The 4496-nt window shown below is 66.8% G+C and carries 3 protein-coding genes; all 3 read left to right on the top strand.

Going from position 1 to position 4496, the window contains the following annotated elements; translation table 11 throughout:
- Positions 1-274 precede the first annotated feature (274 nt).
- Entirely contained in the window at positions 275-1057 is a 783-nt protein-coding gene (locus I6U14_RS04040; RefSeq protein ID WP_296897062.1) for a hypothetical protein, read from the top strand.
- 404 nt (positions 1058-1461) lie between these two features.
- Positions 1462-4116: a pyruvate dehydrogenase (acetyl-transferring), homodimeric type gene (gene aceE / locus I6U14_RS04035; RefSeq protein WP_296897061.1), complete on the top strand. Its 2655-nt coding sequence runs from the start codon at positions 1462-1464 to the stop codon at positions 4114-4116.
- 64 nt (positions 4117-4180) lie between these two features.
- Positions 4181-4496 (top strand): biotin/lipoyl-containing protein (locus tag I6U14_RS04030; RefSeq protein ID WP_296897060.1); only part of this gene is annotated, 316 nt, incomplete at its 3' end.

The raw sequence follows: 4496 nt of genomic DNA, 5'->3' as shown, positions 1-4496 counted from the left end.
GCCCTCCCCTCTACGCCGGCAGCTTGCCGCCCCTCCTCGGCTACATAGGCAATCCCTATCAGCGTGTGCGGGCTGTCAAATGATTCAATTGCTATTTCAGGTTTTCCTTATATACTACCGCTGGTCCGCGTCGAACGGCGCTCCACGCCGTCCCGTGGACCAGCGACACACCAGATAGACATTTGCTGACCCGGAAACCCACACCGCCCGCAGCGTGACGGCGCCCACATCGCGCCGTCACCGCCGCGGCAAAACCAATAAAGGTACGAGCCCCATGAAGACGCTTGCCCTATCCCTCTCCACCCTCGCCTTGGCGGCGGCCACCGCCACTGCCGCTGCCCAGTGGGTTGCCCCCGGCTATGGCCCCTTTGGTTACGCTCCATATGGTGCTGCGCCTTTCCATGGACCCGTGTACGGCCCCCATCATGGGCCAATGACGCCGGAGCAGTTCGAGGCCATGGCCGAGCGCCAGCATGCGCTCGCCGAGCAGCATCGCAAGGCGATCGAGGCCATGATGGAGAGCCAGCGCGAGGCCTTCGAGCGCTTCGCACCGCCGGCACCTGCGCCCATGGCGGGCCCGATGCCACGGCCCGAGATGCCCGAGCCCCCGGCCTTCGGCGAGCGCCCCACGCCGCCTGAGATCAGCCTGCCCGAGATCCCGGGCTTCGAGCGCCCGGCGCTGCCTGCAGCACCCGAGATGCCTGAGATGCCGAAGCGTCCGGCCTTCGGTGAGCGCCCCGAGCTTCCGGAGGTGCCTGGATTCCAACGCCCGGAGCTGCCGCCGGTGCCGGCCTCAGGCGCTGAGGCCGGGTCCACCAACCAAGCCGCTGACCGTGAGACCCGTCGGGCGCAGTACGAAGCCTATCGGGAGCAGATGCGGCAGCGCGCCGCCGAGCGCCGCGCCGCCATGGCGGAGGTGGCCGAGCAGCGCCGCGCTGCCGCGGCCCAGCACGGCGTTCCGCTACCCGCGGGCTACGGCCGCCTGCCAGTGCCGGCCGGCGCTGAGGACGCGCCCGCCGAACAGCCGGCGAACGACGCCGAGACACCCGCGAGCTGAGCCGACCGCCAGGACTGGTGCCCAGTTAGGGCCCAGTTAGTGCCCGGTGCGCAAGCCGCATTGCGCACTGGCAGCAACCCAGCACTGTATGCCGCACAGACGCGGAGCAGTACCCCGGTCCAGCCGCCGCTGGCCGGGGTTTTGTGTGCCCGTGACGTCAGGTCTTAGGCACAATCGGCTAGGCTGCCCGCATTGATATTGGCCGCACGGCAGGGGCTGTGAGCATTCGCCCTGCCAATGATCAGTATTTGCCAATATTCCAGCCCTGCGTTAGCGTGGGCGCCCGCGCTTGCGCGACGCTCGCGCTGCGAGTGCGGCGTCCCGCCGCCCCCGTTGGTGGCGTCTGCCATCGCGCGCGTGCGCACCACGACGTCAGCTCCGCTTTCCACTGCACAGGAAGGTCCATGGCCAATAAGCCCGACATCGACCCGCAAGAGACCCAGGAGTGGCTCGAGTCCCTCGACGCCGTGTTGGAGCAGGAGGGCATCGAGCGCGCCCACTATCTGCTGGAGCGCCTCATCGACAAGGCGCGCCGCTCCGGGGCCTACCTGCCGTTCAGCGCGAACACGGCGTACTTGAACACCATCCCGGTGCAGAAGCAGGAGCGTTTCCCCGGCGACCGGGCCATGGAGCGGCGCATCCGTTCCTTCGTGCGCTGGAACGCCATGGCCATGGTGGTGCAGGCCAACCGCCTGTCCACCGAGCTCGGCGGCCATATCTCGTCCTTCGCGTCCAGCGCGACCCTGTATGACGTCGGGCTGAACCACTTCTTTCGCGCCGCGAATAAGGACTTCGGCGGGGACCTGGTGTTCATCCAGGGCCACTCCGCCCCCGGCATCTACGCCCGTGCCTACCTCGAAGGACGCCTCAGCGAGGAGGAGCTGTACGGCTTCCGGCAAGAGGTTGACGGCCCTGGGCTTTCGTCCTATCCGCATCCTTGGCTGATGCCGGGCTTCTGGCAGTTCCCGACGGTGTCCATGGGCTTGGGCCCCATCATGGCCATCTACCAGGCGCGCTTCATGCGCTACCTCGCCGATCGCGGCGTCGTGAACACCGAAGGCCGCAAGGTCTGGGCCTTTCTCGGCGACGGGGAGATGGACGAGCCCGAGTCCCTGGGGGCCATTTCGTTGGCTGCCCGGGAGCGGCTCGACAACCTGGTCTTCGTGGTCAACTGCAACCTGCAGCGCCTGGACGGGCCGGTGCGCGGCAACGGCAAGATCATCCAGGAGCTGGAGGCCGTCTTCCGCGGCGCCGGCTGGAACGTCATCAAGGTCATCTGGGGCAGCTATTGGGACCCGCTGCTCGCCCGCGATACCAAAGGGTTGCTGTTGAAGCGCATGGAGGAATGCGTCGACGGCGACTACCAGGCCTACAAGGCCAAGGGCGGCGCCTACACCCGCGAGCACTTCTTCGGCAAGTACCCGGAGCTCGCGGACATGGTCGCCAACATGACCGACGAGGACATCTGGCGCCTGAACCGCGGCGGCCACGACCCGGCCAAGGTCTATGCCGCCTATGCAGCCGCCATGCGCCACCAGGGTCAGCCGACGGTGATCCTGGCCAAGACCGTCAAGGGCTACGGTATGGGCGTCGCCGGTGAAGGCATGAACATCACCCATTCGCAGAAGAAGATGGGAGAAGCGGCGCTCAAGGCCTTCCGCGACCGGTTCAACATCCCGATCTCCGACGACCAGATCGCCGCGGCGCCCTTCTACAAGCCGCCGCCGGACAGCCCGGAGATGCGGTACCTGCACGAGCGCCGCGAGGCCCTCGGCGGCCCGCTGCCGGCGCGCAGCGCGGATTTCACGCCGCTCGAGGTGCCGCAGCACGACGCCTTCAAGCAGTTGCTGGAGTCCAGCGGCGACCGCGAGATGTCCACCACCATGGCCATGGTGCGCATGCTTACCATGATCATCCGTGACAAGGCGGTGGGGAAGCTCGTCGTACCCATCGTGCCGGACGAGGCACGCACCTTCGGTATGGAGGGCATGTTCCGCCAGCTCGGCATCTACTCCCACGTGGGCCAGCTGTACGAGCCGGTGGACTCTGACCAGGTGATGTACTACCGCGAGGAGAAGCACGGCCAGATCCTGCAGGAGGGCATCAACGAGGCCGGCGCCATGTCGTCCTGGATCGCCGCCGCGACGGCTTACGCCAATCACGGCCAGGCGATGATCCCGTTCTACATCTACTACTCGATGTTCGGCTTCCAGCGCGTGGGGGATCTCATCTGGGCAGCCGGCGATATGCAGGCGCGGGGCTTCCTGCTGGGCGGCACCGCCGGGCGGACGACACTCGCCGGTGAGGGTCTCCAGCACCAAGACGGCCACAGCCAGATCGTCGCCTCCACCATCCCCAACTGCGTCAGCTACGACCCGACCTTCGCCTACGAGCTGGCCGTCATCGTGCAGGACGGCATGCGGCGGATGTACCAGGAGCGGGAGAACTGCTTCTACTACATCACCGTGATGAACGAAAACTACCCAATGCCCGCCATGCCGGAGGGCGTCGAAGACGGCATCCGTCGCGGGCTCTATCGCTTCAGCCATGCCGAATCCGGCAAGCATCGGGTGCAGCTCCTGGGCAGCGGCACCATCCTGCGGGAGGTCATCGCCGCCGCCGAGCTGTTGCAACGGGACTTCGACGTTGCCGCGGATGTGTGGTCCGCCACCAGCTTCAACGAGCTGCGCCGCGACGGCATCGCCGCCGAGCGCTGGAACATGCTGCACCCGGACGAGTCCCCGCGGCTGCCCTATGTGGCCGAGCAGCTGGGCGAGACCGAGGGCCCCATCGTCGCCGCCACCGACTACATGCGCACCTATGCAGATCAGATCCGGCCCTACCTGCCGCGGCGCTATTTCACGCTCGGCACCGACGGCTATGGCCGCAGCGACATGCGCAGCCAGTTGCGAAAGTTCTTCGAGGTGAATCGCTGGTACATCGCCGTCGCCGCCCTCAAGGCGCTGGCGGATGAGGGCGAGATCACCCCCGGGCGCGTGCGCGAGGCCATCGAGAAGTACCGAATCGACCCGGACAAGCCGAACCCAGTGACCGTCTAACCACGGTGTTGTTCGCAAACAGCGCAACCCGCCATTGCACGAACCGCATCCAGGAGTACACACCGTGGCACGCGTAGAGAACGTCCTGCTGCCGGACATCGGCGACTTTGCCGAGGTGGAGATCATCGAAGTCCTGGTCTCCCCGGGTGATTCCATCGAGCCCGAGCAGTCGATCCTGACGCTCGAGAGCGACAAGGCGACCATGGAAATCCCGGCACCCGTCGCCGGCACCGTCAAGGAGGTCAAGGTCAGCGTCGGGGACAAGGTGAGCAAGGATGCGCTCTTGATGACCGTGGAGACCGAGGGCGGCAGTGACGCCGGTCCCGCAGCGCAACAAGCTCAGGCCGAGCAGACAGAGGAGCCGAGCCCGGCGGAGACCG

This window comes from Thiohalocapsa sp. (assembly GCF_019695415.1).
GTDB lineage: Bacteria > Pseudomonadota > Gammaproteobacteria > Chromatiales > Chromatiaceae > Thiohalocapsa.
This window is presented reverse-complemented; position numbering and strand designations above follow the sequence as displayed.

What these genes read in the sequence shown, in the direction of transcription:
- aceE (WP_296897061.1), top strand. Translation starts at nt 1,462, where the DNA reads ATGGCCAATAAGCCCGACATCGACCCGCAAGAGACCCAGGAGTGGCTC.
- I6U14_RS04040 (WP_296897062.1), top strand. Translation starts at nt 275, where the DNA reads ATGAAGACGCTTGCCCTATCCCTCTCCACCCTCGCCTTGGCGGCGGCC.